Source organism: Methanofollis aquaemaris (assembly GCF_017357525.1).
In the GTDB taxonomy this organism is placed as follows: domain Archaea; phylum Halobacteriota; class Methanomicrobia; order Methanomicrobiales; family Methanofollaceae; genus Methanofollis; species Methanofollis aquaemaris.
Genome location: NZ_CP036172.1, coordinates 1,772,252 through 1,786,320, shown reverse-complemented (window position 1 = coordinate 1,786,320; position 14,069 = coordinate 1,772,252). Strand labels below are relative to the sequence as shown.

The following is a 14,069-nucleotide window of genomic DNA, read 5'->3' as shown; positions in this document are numbered from 1 at the left end:
GGAGGAACTGCACCGTCCCGACCCCTGATAAAAAAATAGGACCGATAGGATCCGAAAAAGAGGAGGGCCTCAGGCCATGTCGGCCAGGCCGAGCTCCTCAAGCTTTTTCTGCGTCGGGATACCATCGGCGTCCCAACCCCTGATATCGTAGTAGTGCGGCAGCATCTCAGGCAGGTGGTTGACACCGCCCTTTGCCGGGCCTGCCGGGATCGGGTCGTTGAGCAGCCTGGGCGGGAGAGCGTCGTCCTTCCCGGAGTAACCGTTCTTGACGATGAACATCCGCTCCATGTTGTAGATCCGCTCGCCGATCTCCATGACCTTCTCGGTCGTGAACTCGACGCCGGTCGCGGCCGAGAGTTCGGCGGCGATCTCGTCGGCGCCGATCGCGAACGAGGCGAAGAGACAGGTTCCGGAGGCGGAGAGCGCACCGGTGAGATCCTGGAAGATCTTGAGGATCTCGGGCTTGCCTTCGGTGACCGAGGGGTCCATCTTCATCGGGAGGCCGAGGATCTCAGGTGAGATGGTGTAGCCGCGGACGTGGCACCCGCCACGGTTGGAGGTGGCGTATTCCAGACCGATACCCTGGATCGCACGCGGGTCGTAGGCCGGCATCTCCTGCTTCTTGACGGTCATCGAGAGTTCGGGGTGGCCATACTTCGTGGCCAGCCTGAAGGAACCCTCGGCGATCTCGTCGCCAAAGCCTTCACGGTAGGCGGTAGCACGGGTGATCTCGACCATCGCTTCGGCGTTGCCGAACTTGAGGTCGCACCCGGTCTTCTCACCGTCGATGGCGCCGATGTCGACGAGCTCCATCGCACAGGCGATCGTCGAGCCCAGAGAGATGGTGTCCATCCCGAGTTCGTTACAGAGGAAGTTCGCCTTCAGGACAGCGTCCATGTCGTGGATAGCACAGTCAGAACCGAAGCACCAGGCCGACTCATATTCAGGCCCTTCGCCAATCTCGTTGAACCGACCCTTCGCCTTGGCGACACGCCCACACCCGATGACACAGGAGGCGCACCCCTTGTTGTGGATGAGGTTGTCGCGGCTGAGGGTCTCGCCGGAGATCTTGTCGGCCTCGGGGTCGTAGGCTTCACGCCAGTTCTTCGTTGGAAGTGCCCCGGACTCGTTGATGATATTGACCAGGATGTTGGACCCGAAGGTCGGCAGACCCTGGGAGGTGACCGGGTTCTCAGCGATCTTTTTTCTGGCGGCGCGGACGGCGTTGAGGTAACCTTCCTTGTCGGCGACCTTGATCCCGCCGGTGCCGCGGACGGCAAGGGCCTTGAGGTTCTTGGAGCCCATGACCGTACCGATCCCGGTCCTGCCGGCGGCACGGTGCTTGTCGTTCATGATGCAGGCGAAGAGGACGAGTTTCTCACCGGCAGGACCGATGCAGGCAACCTCAGCGTCCGGGTCGGTCTCGGCCTTCACGGCGTCGTCGGTCTCGTAGATCGTCTTTCCCCAGAGGTGGGAGGCGTCGCGGAGTTCGACGGTGTCGTTGTTGATCCAGAGGTAGACCGGCTTCTCAGCCTTCCCCTCGAAGATGATCAGGTCGTAGCCGGCGTACTTGATCGCCGGACCGAAGTAGCCGCCTGAGTTGGACGAGGCGAGGGTGTTGTTGAGCGGGCCCTTGGCGACGACGTCGTAGCGCCCGGTCGAGACACCCATCGTCCCGGTCAACGGGCCGGTGGCGAAGATGAGTTTGTTCTCGGGAGAGAGGGCGTCGACAGCCATGTCGACCTCGTCGACGAAGTACTTCTCGCCGAGCCCACGCCCGCCGATGTAATTCTTTGCGAAGTCCTCGTTGAGGGGTTCCTTCTTGACCGTGCCCTCAGTCAGGTTGACGCGGAGCACCGTTCCAGTCCAGCCATACATTATACATTCACCTCCGAGATACCGGCAGCAAGTTTTGCAGCGAACGCCTTCTTCCTCTGAACATTCGCAGTGTCGGCGGGCAGATATTCGATAGCGTTTGCCGGGCAGAACTCGGCGCACATCGGGTGACCGCCACACTGGTCGCACTTCAGGGCCTGCTTTGCAGCAGCGTTGTACGAGATGTTGCCGAAGGGGCAGGCCATCACGCACATCCGGCATCCGATACATTTGGCGCCGTTAACGCTGACGAGACCGCTTGCAGGATCCTTCTCGAGGGCGCCACTCTTGCACGCAGCAACACAGGCGGGCTTGTCGCACTGCAGACAGGCCATGGGCACGTTCACTCCGGCCTCAAATCTGAGGACCGAGATATTCGCAACAGTCGGCTTGAATTCTCCGACATGCCCGATCGAGCATGCCAGTTCGCATGTCCCGCAGCCGATGCACCGCTCAGGGGTGATCAGCAACAGGTTCTCAGTTTTCTCCATGGTTGTACACTCCTACAGGTTGAGGATTAACATATCCATAATTTAAATATTTCTATGATCGATCCAAATATTTTGGGCGATTATTTAATTTTTAATGATAAATTATGTGAGAATAGTCAACATACCCCGGTTAGATCTTGAACAGAGGTGAGGGGGTTTCATTAACCTCCCTTCAACTCTCCTGGTGCGCTCCCAGACCGGACGCGATTGCACGTGCCTGCTCAAGTTTGCGGCACCTCGGACAGAGCACGCGGCCGTCCACCTCCCCGGACTCCGGCACGGCGGCCTCGAGTTGCTCGGGGGTCGCGAAAAGCTCCCCGCAACGCTCACAGGCGACGAGGTCGAAGGTCCGTCCCCAGATCGTCCTGGTGGCACCGTCCGTAGTGGCGCGGATCGCACCGGTCGGGCAGACCTGGGCGCAGGAACCGCAACCGACGCAGGACTTTGAAGGCTCCTTGAAGGGGGTGTTCACCTCTTTCTCCCACCCGCGCCAGACAAACTCGATGCAGTCGTTGCCGAGGGTGGCGCAAGCCCGGACACACCGGCCACACCGGATGCAGAGATCGCTCTCGCCCTCAGGGACGAAGCGTGCGTCCAGGGGCTCGACACCGTACTCCTCCGCGAGCTGCTGGAGGATCGGGGAGTCAGGCGAGCGGGCGAGGAGGAGCCTCACCACAAAGGCGCGGGCGTCACGGACCCGCTCGGTGTCGGTCCTGATCTCGACCGGTCCCTTGATCGGGTACATGCACGAGATGACCAGACTGGTGCGGCCGCGGTGGTCGGTGACCTCCACCTGGCAGAGGCGGCAGTTGCCGTCGGGCGGCAGGCCCTCGTGGTAACAGAGGGTCGGGATCTCGATGCCCAGGGCACGCGCCGCCTCCAGGGCGGTCGTTCCCTTCTCAACCTCAATTTTCTGCCCGTCGATCGTCACTTCAACCATGTTACTCACTCCTCCTCACGACCTTGATCGCCTTGAACCGACACGCGTCGATGCATGAGCCGCAGGTGACACAGGCATGCTTGTCGATGGTGTGCGGCATCTTCTTCTCGCCGGCGACCGCACCGGCCGGACAGACCCGTTCACAGAGGGTGCATCCGGTGCAGAGATCGGGATCGATCTCAAGGGTGTAGAGTCCGCTGCAGACCCCGGCCCGACAGAAGCCCTCCTTCTCATGCTCCTCATATTCTTCAGGGAACCAGTGCATCGTCGAGAGCACCGGGTTGGCGGCGGTCTTGCCCAGGCCGCAGAGTGCGGTGTCCCGGACATGCTCGGCGATCTCCTTGAGAAGCGCAGTGTCGCCGGGTCTGGCGGTGCCCGAGGTGAGGCCGTGGAGGAGCGTCTGCATCGCTTTCAGACCCTCGCGGCAGGGTGTGCACTTCCCGCACGACTCCTCGACCAGGAAGTCGACGAAATACTGGGCGAGGTTGACCATGCAGGTGTGGTCGTCCATGACGATCATCCCGCCTGAGCCCATCATCGAACCGGCAGCCTTGAGCTGGTCGAAGTCCACCGGGCGGTCGAGTTCGCTTGCCGGGAGGCAGCCGCCCGACGGCCCGCCGGTCTGGACAGCCTTGAACTCGCGGTCGTTGAGCACCCCCCCACCGATCTCGTAGATCATCTCGCGCAGGGTGACGCCCATCGGCACCTCGACGAGGCCGCTGTTCTTGATCTTGCCGACGAGAGAGAAGACCTTGGTCCCGCTGCTGTTGTCGGTGCCCATGCTCTTGAACCACTCAGCACCGTTGAGCAGGATCTGCGGGATGTTTGCCCAACTCTCGACATTGTTGAGGACAGTCGGGCCTTCCCAGAGACCCTTCTCGGTCGAACGAATGTACTTGACCCGCGGGACACCGGCCCTGCCCTCGATGGAGGTCATGAGGGAGGTCGATTCACCGCAGACGAAGGCGCCGCCACCCCGGACGATCTCGATCTCGAAATCGAAACCGCTGCCCAGGATGTTCTTGCCGAGGAGACCGTACTCGTGCGCCTGCTCGATGGCGAGATGGAGGTGCTCGACGGCGATCGGGTACTCGTTCCTGACATAGATCAGACCCCGTGTAGCCCCAATGGCATATCCACCGATGGCAAGGCCTTCGAGCATGGTGTGCGGGTCGCCTTCCATGACGGCCCGGTCCATGAACGCACCAGGGTCACCTTCGTCGCCGTTCACGACCACATATTTCTGCGGGGCGTCGACGACGGCGGCCGACTCCCACTTCACACCGGTCGGGAACCCTCCGCCGCCGCGACCTCGGAGACCGGAGTCCTTGACGACCTTCACGACCTCTGCAGGCTCCATAGCGAGTGCCTTCGCAAGCCCGGCATAGGCGCCGGCGCCGATGGCTTCGTCGATGGAGAGGGGGTTGACATGCCCACAGTTCTTGAGGACGATCTTCTTCTGGTGAGCATAGAACGGGATGGCCGAGGTCGAGGCGATCTTCGACTTGGTGGCCTGATCGCGGTACAGGAGACGGTCGACGACGTTACCGCCGAGGACGGTCTTCTCCATGATCTCGGAAACGTCCTTGACCCTTACATGCTGGTAGAAGATCTCATCGGTGTCCTTTGCGAGGCGAACGGTGACGAGGGGACCGCGCTCGCAGAGCCCCTGGCAGCCGGTGGCCTCCGCTTTGAGGTCGATCTCGGCCTTCAGGTCGTGCTCGTCGGCATACGCCATGAAGGCCTCGTAGATCTCCATGCTGCCGTTGGCAAGACACCCTGGCCCCGCACAGACCCAGATGTGGGGAACATCGGGTGCTGAGGCAAGAAGACCCGCACGGTATTCTTCGAGGTCTTTTATCGTATCAAACCGCATCTTTCCTCTCCTCCTCAATAATTTCCGAGACCTGTGAGATGGTCACCTTCCCGTAGACCCGGTCATTGACCATGACAACCGGAGCCATTGCACAGGCTCCGACACAGTTCACTGTCTGGATCGTGAAGAGACCGTCATCGGTCGTCTCGCCGTTCTTGATGCCAAGTTCTTTCTCCAGGGCTTCAACGAGTTTGGGCGCACCGCGGAGGTGGCATGCCGTGCCGTTGCAGACCTTGATCACTTTCTTGCCCTGGGGGACAAGACTGAGCGCTTTGTAAAAAGTGGCGACACTAAAGACCCGACTCTCAGGAACGCCGAGATACTCGGCGACCATCTTCATCGATTCGACAGACAGGTACGTGTGATTTTCCTGGATATCCTGTAACGCTGCAAGCAGATAACGAGGCTCTTTCGGGTAGCCTTCGATGATCTGACGCACCGTTGGGATCTGTTCTTGTGTCTCTGTCGTTTCAAACCCTCCATGATATTGGTATACTCAGGTTCCAGTTAATGAAAAAATCTCTAACTATTTACGTCTGTTGATTTCCCCCCCAATTTAAGGGTTTTTCATGATTAAACAGGGAGAATGAGAAATGATGAAAGGAATATTTTTTTAAAAGATTAGAATTGATTCCATCCAGCACACTCACGGAGGGCCGACGAAAGCCCGGCATGAATCGCCCGCAGAGGGGCGCGCAGGGGATCGGACAGCAATTTGGAGAGATCCCCGCCAGGGAGGCAGGTACGACCATGTCGGAGGGGAGGGTTCGACCCATGCAGGGAGCCACAGATCAGATCGAGATCAGGGACCGGAAATCATTCTGATTGTAGATCTTTCCCCCGATCGCCCGTACAACCAATTCTTCACGATTTTTAGAAAATATTTAGACATATTGGAAAGATTACAAACCGAAAATAATAATTACCAGGGATCATCCACTCCTCGACCATGAAAGTAGGAATCATCGGCGGAACCGGTGGAATCGGACAGGGTATGGCACTGCGGCTTTCACAGAACCACACCGTCTATATCGGATCGCGCAAAGAGGAAAAGGCTCAGGCCGCCTGTGAGATGTGCGGCTACGCGCTCAAGGTGCTCGGTCTCCCCTTCGACCTCAACCCGACGACCAACCAGGGTGTCGTGGACGAGTCAGAGATCGTCGTCTTCTCGATCCCGGCAGAGAACCTGGAAAGGACCATCGACTCCCTCACCGGACTCGAGGGCAAGACCATCGTCAGCCTGATGAACCCGATGGTCAGGACCGACTACTTCAAGTACAATCCACCCGAGGACGGCTCAGCGGCCCTGAAACTCCAGAAACTCCTGCCGGACTCAAAGATCGTCGCCGCCTTCAACAACATCCCGGCCGGCAAGTGGCAGAAACTCTCCGAGCCCCTCGACTATTCGGTCTGTGTCTGTTCTGACGACGAGGACGCAAAGGAGAAAGTCATCGAACTGGTCAACACGATCTCAGAACTTGAAGCCGTGAACGCCGGACCTCTCGCAGTCTCGCCGTACATCGAGGCCATCACGCCCCTCGTCATCAACATTGCCAGGTTCAGCAAGAAGCGGGACGTCGGGGTTTACTTCAAATAAAATATATCCCCATCAATTTTTTCGAAACTATTCTTCTTCCGACATTGTTCGTTATCCTATCTGAACACATTGCCACCCGGGTGCACGCCGTCCCGGGGGGTGCGGCAACTCCCGCCGTCCTCACTCTGGAGCGCGCAGATTTCGAAGAGGTCGCGGGGCAAAAATACCGGAATTTTACCGGCAAAATAAGCATCTTTCATGATTTTTCATGGCATATCAGAGTGAAATCTACGAATTGCCATCATAGACCATTATAGTATAAATTCCAGACTTAAACTGATAGGACGGAAATCAAGGTCCAATTATGAGCCATTTTGAGAATTTAAGGATTAATAATTATAAATAAATCCTATAAAAGCACGTAGACCTGGAATGAAATCTCCACCCTTTATATCGCCCCATGTGGAGTCTTCGATCATAGGATGCTCAGAACAGAGTGTCCTCAAATGGAGTGGGAATAATGGTATACACATATCTGAACCCGGCAGTCGCCCTCATGGGCGCTGGTGCAGTGAAGGAGATCGGAAACTGGGCACAGATGCTCAACGGCAAGAAGGCCCTCATCGTTTCAGGGAAGGGTCGCCACGGCAAGGCACTCGCCGAAGAGGTCGGCGCCCTCCTCAAGGAAGCCGGTGTCGACTTCTACGTCTTCGCAGGTGCCGAGCCCAACCCGACCGATGTCTCGGTCCACGAGGGTGCAGCAGCCTACAAGAAGGAAGGCTGCGACATGATCGTCGCCGTCGGCGGAGGGTCCCCGATGGACTGCGCCAAGGGCATTGGTGTCGTCGCCACCAACGGCGGCGAGATCTACGACTACGAAGGCGCCGGGATGGCAAAGGAAGCCCTGCCACCATTCATCACCGTCAACACCACCGCGGGTACCGCCTCTGAGATGACCAGCTTCGCCGTCATCACCGACACCCGTCGGCACGTCAAGATGGCCCTCGTCGACTGGAAATACACTGCCGACGTCGCGATCAACGACCCCGAACTGATGGTCAGCATGCCGCCGGCACTCACCGCCGCAACCGGTATGGACGCCCTCACCCACGCGGTCGAGGCCTACGTCTCCACCATCGCCACGCCGACCACCGACGCAGCCGCGCTCATGGCCATTGAGCTCATCAGCAAGTGGCTCCGCCCGGCAGTCGCCAACGGCGCCAACCTCGAGGCCCGCGACAAGATGGCCCACGCCGAGTACCTCGCCGGCATCGCATTCAACAACGCCAGCCTCGGCTACGTCCACGCCATGGCCCACCAGCTCGGCGGCTTCTACAACCTCCCGCACGGCGTCTGCAACGCCATCCTCCTGCCGTACGTCGAGAAGTTCAACCTCATCGCCACACCTGAGCGCTTTGTCGACATCGCCAAGGCACTCGGCGAGAACGTCGAGGGCCTTTCCACCATGGAAGCCGCGAACAAGGCTATCGAAGCGATCAAGACGCTTTCGGTCGACGTCGGCATCCCGGCAACCGTGACGGAACTCGGCGCCAAGGAAGAGGACATCCCGACCCTGGCCGACAACGCCATGAAGGACATCTGCAACCTCACCAACCCCCGTGTCGCGACGAAGGATGAGGTCATGGCTATCTACAAGGAAGCCTTCTAAGAGCCAGTGGAAGTCTGCACATCTTCCGAATGTTCGTCCCTTGAAAATACCACAGGGGGAGAAGAAGAGCACATACACGCACAAGCCTCGGAAACTCGGAAGCAATGGAAGCGAACACACCGTATACAATATGGGGAGTCAGGCACTCCCCAACAATATAAGATACTACAATTGATCCATATCGCCGCCAAAGAGAGGATCAAGTACTGGGGAATATCAATACAACAGCACATATCCCTTTTTTCCACCGGTTGTCCGGGTCAAAACTGTTAATGGATCACGGGACGAAGATCATAGACAATCTGGTGTCCTATGGAATCTAATACAGAAGAATGCGGAGACCCGGTCAAGCAACTCAAACTCTCCCCCGGCATGACAGCCGACACGCTTGTCCGTGCGATCAAGGGAGCGGGAGCCTACAATGGCGGAGCCCTTGCCCAGGCAGTCGACATCTATGAGATGATGCTCAGGGACGAGAAGGCGACAAAGTTCTTCGGCCTTGCCGGGGCAATGGTCCCGGCCGGAATGGGCGGGGTCGTCAGCGACCTCATCGAGCGGGGCCACATCGATATCCTGGTCTCAACCGGCGCCAACCTCACCCACGACACCATCGAGGCGATCGGGTGCCACCACTACCACGGCACCGCAGTCTGCGATGATATCGAACTGCGGCACGAGGAGATCAACCGGATCTACGACATCTTCCTCCCGGACGAGGCCTTCATCCACCTTGAAGAGTTCATGCAGGAGTGTCTCACCGAGATCCCGGACAAAACGACGATCACCATCTCAGGACTTCTCCGTCATATCGGCGAGCACCTGGACCACGGGATCCTGGCAACCGCGGCGAAGTACGATGTCCCGGTCTTCTGCCCGGCGATCCAGGACTCGATGCTCGGGCTGCAGTTCTGGTTCTATAATCAGATGCACCATATCACCGTCGACGCCTTTGGTGACATGAAAGATATCATCGATCGCTGCTATGCGGCCGAACATGCCGGTGCCTTCCTGGTGGGCGGCGGGGTGCCGAAGAACTTCATCTTCCAGAACAAACTCATCACCCCGACGGGCTTCGACTACGCGGTGCAGCTCACCGGCGACCGTCCCGACCTTGGCGGGCTCTCGGGCGCGACCCTCACCGAGGCGCAGTCCTGGGGCAAGATCAACGAGGACGCTGCGGCGATCACGGTGTACGGCGATGCGACGATCAACCTGCCCCTCATCGCCGCCGCGGTCCTGGAAAGGCTGGAGCAGGACTGACCTCGTCCTCTCCCTGGATGTCACATTTCAGCAACTTTAAATAAGACTTCAAAAGGAGCATAGGAGCATGACTGATCTTGTCCTCTCCCTGGACGTCACCGACCGGACATCCGCCCTCAGCATCGCAGCGGCCTGCGCAGAAGAAGTCGACGCGATCAAGGTCGGCTACCCCCTGGTGCTCGGCACCGGCCTTGGGATCGCCCGCGACCTCGCAGACCTCGGCCTCCCGCTCATCGCCGACTTCAAGGTTGCCGACATCCCGAACACCAACATGCTCATCTGCGACCAGGTCTTTGAGGCAGGGTTCTCGGCGGTCATCGCCCAGGCCTTCCCCGGCCCCGACTCCATCGCCGCCTGCGTGGAGAGCGCCCATGCCCATGGCGGCGAGTGCTATGTCGTCGCCGAGATGAGCCATCCGGGCGCCCTCACCTTCTTCTCCGAAGGGGTGCCCGAAGCGATCTGCCGTCTCGTGGTGGAAAACGGCGCGGACGGGATCATCGCCCCGGCGACCCGGCCCGCACGGATCAAAGTGTTGAGAAACCTGATCGGCGAGAAAAAGATCCTCTCCCCGGGCGTCGGGGCGCAGGGCGGCGACCCGGCGGAGGTCGCACCCCTCGTCGACGGCATGATCGTCGGCCGCGCCATCTACGGTGCGGTGGACCCGGCCGCGGCGGCCAGGGCCTACGCTCCCTATCGTCGATGATGAGATTGACCGTTCCGAGCCGGCGCGTCCGGCGTTGACGAACCCTATGAGTCCTCTGAGGCGGTGGGTCGGGGCCTGACGGCTCCGGCCTGCTTCACGCTTTTTGTCTGATTACGTTCTTCTCTCCGGATCTATGCACTTACCCAAGCCGCCAGATCGGAGTGCCGGCATCCCCGAGTTCGGCCTTCAGGTACGAGCCCGAGGGATCGAATGACCCGGGAACCTCATAGATAAGGTACCCGATGATCCGCTCCTTGCGGTCCAGGGTCACCTGCTGATATATCGAACCCACGTTCCGGATGTACGGTGTGTCGGGTTGGGTCAGTTTGACCCACTCGCCCTGTGAGAGAAGGGTGAAGTCGCCGGGCTTCGGAGTTTTAAATTTCTGGTTGCCCTTGCCCCAGTACCCGAGATGGTTGACCTCCACCAGGACACCCAGGAACCGGTTCCCGTACGACGGGCGGTGCTCTTCCTGGACCTCGTCCTTCGTGGTGTGATAACGATCGATCCAGGCGAACGAATCGACCCGCACCGAGAGGTTGTTAGCGCCAGCGCGGTCTTTGAACTCGTATCGCTGTTTGAGGCGGATGGCATCGGGATAGAGATCCTCCGGCGGAGCCGGCGGGAGATCGGGTGCCGCAACCTGGAGAGATAGACGTTCGAGAGCGCACCGCGTCTGAGTCTGGCCCTGGACCAGGCGGTCGTTCCCCTCTGAGAAAGATTTCAGATCGCTGAGCGAGGCACCATACCAGAAGAGCGAACCCGCGTCCTGATACATCGCAAGACCGTTGAGGAACTCCCGGTACGCAGGTTTCAATTCTTCCGGCACCGAAAGACTCCTGAAAAATTGTTCGTCGGCACGAGCGGTTGCAGCGAGTTCCATCGAGAGGGTGCCCACAGTCTCGTACTCCTCCGCCCCGGCCGCACACGAAATCTCAGAGATCTTCTCGTTCAATACCGTGGCCACGTCTGTCATTATCGACCCGAAGACCCTGTCAGGGCACGGGATCGCGGCGCCCCCGCCGGCCGGTCGGTTGCACGCGAGCACCCGGCCAGGGGATTCGTAGCCCACGACTCCTGCACCGCCGGTGACCAGGGCCTCAGACCAGTCGGCGTACCTGATGTAGCCGCCGTCAAAACCGGCCGGGAAGGAGGCAACATCGGCGGCATCGAGGACAAACTTCGCAAAATATTCTTTTTCATTGAGTTTTGTGAAGACAACGACGACAAAACCGAGATCATCCCCGACCCCGTCGGCATAGAGGGCCTGCACCACCCGCGTCGCGTCCTGCTCGTACCACCAGAGCGTATCGGCCAGGGGGTCGTCGGCATCGGTGACGGCACGACCTTCACCCCGGAGGAACGCTCCAGATGCTCCGGGTCTGCCACACCGGGATCGGTGATGAGAGAATAGACCGCGACATCTTTGACCATAGCTCCCGAGAGGGAGACGGACACCCCTGCAACCGCGTCCTCCTGAGACGATCCCGAGGAGACAAACATATTCTCACCTGAACCGGTCAGGTTCGCCTGCCCCGGCGTGTCGGCATCCGGTTCACCGATCTGCTCGGAGAGAGAGACAAGGCGGGCGAGGCCCTGACCCTCCCCGGAGTTGTCCATGAGCCCGGCGGCGGCCGGGGCCACACAACAGATACAAAGAAGGAGTGATGCCGCCAGCATCAGACGCATTCCCGCACCAGATCATGTTCCCTTCCCTGCGGCCTCCGCGGGACCGTAATGACCATGCATATGGCGATTTTTTTCTGCAGTGTGAATATATATATATTGTCATTCTCTATTTGTGCTACTTAAGAATCAAATAATATAATTTATCCTCCTGTACGGGAGCGCCGGGAGAGATAGACGACACAAAAAATGGAGAGAGAAAACGGATCTGTAGAATATCTCTTCGAGGGCAAATGAGGGTTGACCACCCCCACACAGATGGACTTGATCGGTGGAGGACAGCACGAACCTCAAAACATTCATATCTCTGCCTTCCCGCCCTTATCTTGATCCCGGGGGTTCCGGGGGCAGCGCCCCCGGCGCGAGCGTGCAGGAAGGCACGTCGATCAGATGGACCGCCCCTATCGCAGAATCTCCCCCGGCCCTCCGCGCAACGATCAACCCGAAGGGATTCAACAGAGTCCTCAGCCGATCTTCCAGACCGGCGAACCGCCCGCACCAAGATTGGCTTTGAGATGGGCACCTGTGGGGTCGAAAGATTCCGGCACCTCGAAGACCAGGTAGCCGACAGAACGACGATCGTCCCGATCGAGGTTGACGCTCCGGTAGACCGACCCGATGTTCCTGAGGTAGGAGGCCGAAACCTTCACCGGCGTATAAGATTCCCCGTCGGCAAGCAGGGTGAAGACCTGGGGTGCCGGGGTTCCGACCTTCGAACTCCCGCCACCGTAGTAGGCGACATAGTTGACGTCCATCACGAGCATGAAAAACGTCTTCCCGTACGGTGCCGTCACCTCCTCTTCACCCGCAGAATACGACTTCCAGAACTTGTACGACCCGGGTTTCACCGAGAGTTTATGCTCCCCCCTGGCATCGGCATAGATATATCCCTTCCCGAGGGCGAGCGCATCGGGATAGAGTTCGGTCGACTTGAGTTCGAGGGTCGGGTCGTCCAGAGTCTTGAGGTTAAGGGCCCCGAGCACCCCGTTCAGCGTGTCCCGCGCCTCGGCGAGGGAGGTGGCCCCCTCGTCATACATCGTTGAGTTCTCGAAGTTGGCCCCATACCAGAGCGCCGAACCCGCCCCGACATAGGCATCCAGTCCCCTGATAAAATCGGCCCTGGCCCCCTCCGAACCTGCCGGGATCTCCAGGTCTCCGAAGTCGGCGGCGTACGACCTGGCCGAGCAGGCCAAGCCCATGGCAAGGGTGGCCGCTTTCGCGTGGTCCCCGCGTCCTGCCGTGATGGAAAGTTCGCTCACCGTAGTTGCCAGGTCGTCGGCGGTCTCGCGCATCCTCTCCCGGAGCCCTTCATCGTCACAGGATTCAGGGATCTGAACCGCCTTCACCGCCATGGCGGGACCGGTTGGTTCCAGCGCGGCACCCGGTTCCTCATACCCGACGAGTTTCTTCTCCGGCGAGACCGACGCCTCCGACCAGTCGCGGAGCCTGATGTACGATCCGTTCTCCCACAGATCGCCAAACCTCACGGCGTCCGCAGCGGTGAGCATGAACGTGGCATATGATTTCTCCGACGCCCCGTCCCTGAAGAAGATGGCGACGAAGGCGGTTCTCGTCCCGAGGTCGCCGGTGAAAAGCGTCCCCGCGATCCCGGTCGCATCGGCTTCATACCCGCCGAGCGAACCCTGGAGGGGATCGAGATCGCCCTCAGGGAAGACGTCGACCTTCACCCCGTGGGCGCGTCCCAGGTGTACCGGGTCGGCCAGGTCGGGATCGGTGATCATCGGATAGGTAATGACCCGGACCTTCTTCGCCGAGGCGGCAGGCCCCGTACAGTCGGCACATGCCCCGAAGACCCGATACTCGGCAGTGGCCGCATAGTCCTCCGAGTCGGGAGGGACATAACTCACTTCGTCGTCGGAGAGGGTGTCGAGGGCGGCGAGACTCTGGTTTACCATCGGTAAATCCGGCATCAATGTGCCGTTCCCGGCCATACATGGCATTCCGAGACTGATAAACAACAAAAACGTCAGAAGAAAGAGACGTTCCGAAGGGTACAGCATCAGTGATCCAT

11 protein-coding genes are annotated in these 14,069 nt (G+C 59.5%); 4 read left to right on the top strand and 7 right to left on the bottom strand.

Going from position 1 to position 14,069, the window contains the following annotated elements; genetic code table 11:
- Positions 1-69 precede the first annotated feature (69 nt).
- The 5 genes from RJ40_RS08625 to nuoE all read right to left on the bottom strand — a co-directional run bounded on the left by RJ40_RS08625 (position 70) and on the right by nuoE (position 5,630).
- Positions 70-1,878, bottom strand: coding sequence for an aldehyde ferredoxin oxidoreductase family protein (locus RJ40_RS08625; RefSeq protein WP_265580451.1), 1,809 nt, complete (start codon positions 1,876-1,878; stop codon positions 70-72).
- Complete coding sequence (locus RJ40_RS08620; protein WP_265580450.1) at positions 1,878-2,366, bottom strand: 4Fe-4S dicluster domain-containing protein; 489 nt, start codon at positions 2,364-2,366, stop codon at positions 1,878-1,880. The genes RJ40_RS08625 and RJ40_RS08620 overlap by 1 nt, the downstream gene beginning before the upstream one ends.
- A 172-nt stretch (positions 2,367-2,538) precedes the next feature.
- Positions 2,539-3,306, bottom strand: coding sequence for a 2Fe-2S iron-sulfur cluster-binding protein (locus RJ40_RS08615; protein WP_265580449.1), 768 nt, complete (start codon positions 3,304-3,306; stop codon positions 2,539-2,541).
- 1 nt (position 3,307) lies between these two features.
- Positions 3,308-5,182 (bottom strand): NADH-ubiquinone oxidoreductase-F iron-sulfur binding region domain-containing protein, encoded by a 1,875-nt coding sequence (locus RJ40_RS08610; RefSeq protein WP_265580448.1) that lies wholly within the window; start codon positions 5,180-5,182, stop codon positions 3,308-3,310.
- The gene (gene nuoE / locus RJ40_RS08605; protein ID WP_265582555.1) at positions 5,172-5,630 is read right to left on the bottom strand and encodes an NADH-quinone oxidoreductase subunit NuoE; all 459 of its coding nucleotides are present in this window, start codon (positions 5,628-5,630) and stop codon (positions 5,172-5,174) included. Before nuoE ends, RJ40_RS08610 begins: the two co-directional genes overlap by 11 nt.
- Positions 5,631-6,131: 501 nt before the next feature.
- On the opposite strand from nuoE, the gene npdG reads away from it, so the two are divergent.
- The 4 genes from npdG to pyrF all read left to right on the top strand — a co-directional run bounded on the left by npdG (position 6,132) and on the right by pyrF (position 10,351).
- The gene (gene npdG / locus RJ40_RS08600; protein WP_265580447.1) at positions 6,132-6,779 is read left to right on the top strand and encodes an NADPH-dependent F420 reductase; all 648 of its coding nucleotides are present in this window, start codon (positions 6,132-6,134) and stop codon (positions 6,777-6,779) included.
- A 460-nt stretch (positions 6,780-7,239) separates the two neighbouring features.
- Positions 7,240-8,388, top strand: coding sequence for an iron-containing alcohol dehydrogenase (locus RJ40_RS08595; RefSeq protein WP_265580446.1), 1,149 nt, complete (start codon positions 7,240-7,242; stop codon positions 8,386-8,388).
- Between the two features lie 312 nt (positions 8,389-8,700).
- A complete protein-coding gene (locus RJ40_RS08590) occupies positions 8,701-9,648 on the top strand; it encodes a deoxyhypusine synthase (protein WP_265580445.1) in 948 nt (315 codons plus the stop codon).
- Positions 9,649-9,715: 67 nt separating this feature from the next.
- Entirely contained in the window at positions 9,716-10,351 is a 636-nt protein-coding gene (gene pyrF, locus RJ40_RS08585; RefSeq protein ID WP_265580444.1) for an orotidine-5'-phosphate decarboxylase, read from the top strand.
- Between the two features lie 139 nt (positions 10,352-10,490).
- On the opposite strand, the gene RJ40_RS08580 is transcribed toward pyrF, so the two are convergent.
- Together RJ40_RS08580 and RJ40_RS08575 are read right to left on the bottom strand one after the other, a co-directional pair.
- Positions 10,491-11,624 carry a hypothetical protein gene (locus tag RJ40_RS08580; protein WP_265580443.1) on the bottom strand — a complete coding sequence of 378 codons (1,134 nt, stop codon included), beginning with the start codon at positions 11,622-11,624 and terminating at the stop codon, positions 10,491-10,493.
- An 877-nt stretch (positions 11,625-12,501) separates the two neighbouring features.
- Positions 12,502-13,953: a hypothetical protein gene (locus RJ40_RS08575; protein ID WP_265580442.1), complete on the bottom strand. Its 1,452-nt coding sequence runs from the start codon at positions 13,951-13,953 to the stop codon at positions 12,502-12,504.
- Between the last annotated feature and the right edge of the window lie 116 nt (positions 13,954-14,069).

Coding starts and splice junctions, on each gene's coding strand:
- RJ40_RS08625 (WP_265580451.1), bottom strand. CDS start 1,878: ATGTATGGCTGGACTGGAACGGTGCTCCGCGTCAACCTGACTGAGGGC.
- RJ40_RS08620 (WP_265580450.1), bottom strand. CDS start 2,366: ATGGAGAAAACTGAGAACCTGTTGCTGATCACCCCTGAGCGGTGCATC.
- RJ40_RS08615 (WP_265580449.1), bottom strand. CDS start 3,306: ATGGTTGAAGTGACGATCGACGGGCAGAAAATTGAGGTTGAGAAGGGA.
- RJ40_RS08610 (WP_265580448.1), bottom strand. CDS start 5,182: ATGCGGTTTGATACGATAAAAGACCTCGAAGAATACCGTGCGGGTCTT.
- npdG (WP_265580447.1), top strand. CDS start 6,132: ATGAAAGTAGGAATCATCGGCGGAACCGGTGGAATCGGACAGGGTATG.
- RJ40_RS08595 (WP_265580446.1), top strand. CDS start 7,240: ATGGTATACACATATCTGAACCCGGCAGTCGCCCTCATGGGCGCTGGT.
- RJ40_RS08590 (WP_265580445.1), top strand. CDS start 8,701: ATGGAATCTAATACAGAAGAATGCGGAGACCCGGTCAAGCAACTCAAA.
- pyrF (WP_265580444.1), top strand. CDS start 9,716: ATGACTGATCTTGTCCTCTCCCTGGACGTCACCGACCGGACATCCGCC.
- RJ40_RS08575 (WP_265580442.1), bottom strand. CDS start 13,953: ATGGTAAACCAGAGTCTCGCCGCCCTCGACACCCTCTCCGACGACGAA.